Origin of the sequence: Fulvivirga aurantia, from assembly GCF_009711475.1 — a bacterium.
In the GTDB taxonomy this organism is placed as follows: Bacteria; Bacteroidota; Bacteroidia; order Cytophagales; family Cyclobacteriaceae; genus Fulvivirga; species Fulvivirga aurantia.
Map to the genome: position 1 here is coordinate 1 of NZ_SMMD01000134.1, position 657 is coordinate 657.

Sequence of the window (657 nt, forward strand, 5' to 3'; positions counted from 1 at the left end):
CAGGATGACTCACCTTTTGAGACGGCCTCTCTACCTGAATTATGAAAACTCCCTCTCTACTCAGAAGGAGGTAAGATTACAGCATCAACTACATGTACCACACCATTTGATGCTTCCACATCGGCAGTTACAACATTAGCGCTGCTGTTTACTTTTACACCATCAACGGTGTTTATCGTCAATTCTTGTCCATTTACTGTACCGGCATTCATTCCGTCTGATAAATCAGATGACATTACTTTACCGGGTACCACGTGATAAGTTAAAATGGCTACCAGTTTATCTTTGTTTTCAGGCTTCAATAGATCCTCCAAAGTGCCTTCCGGTAGTCGGGCAAAAGCTTCGTTTGTTGGCGCAAAAACAGTGAAAGGACCATCACCTTGCAATGTCTCTACAAGATCACCAGCTTTTACTGCCGATACTAGCGTAGATAGTGTTTCTGTTTCTGCTGCGATAGTAACTATGTCTTTCTCTACCACTTCTCCTTCATAAGTCGACTTGGTATCACCAGCTTCCATAGCTTCAGCTGATTCCGCATCTTCGTTATTACTGGTGCCGCTTCCGCTGCAGCCAAAAGCAAATAACAATGCGACTAGATAAACATACTTTAAATTTTTCATGAGGTTTTAGAGTTTAATATTTGAATCGTGAATCAGT

Annotated in this window: 1 protein-coding gene; it reads right to left on the minus strand. The window is 41.7% G+C overall.

The window, feature by feature from the left end; translation table 11 throughout:
* Positions 1 to 56: 56 nt before the first annotated feature.
* Complete coding sequence (locus tag E1176_RS00340; RefSeq protein WP_155208608.1) at positions 57 to 620, minus strand: fasciclin domain-containing protein; 564 nt, start codon at positions 618 to 620, stop codon at positions 57 to 59.
* Between the last annotated feature and the right edge of the window lie 37 nt (positions 621 to 657).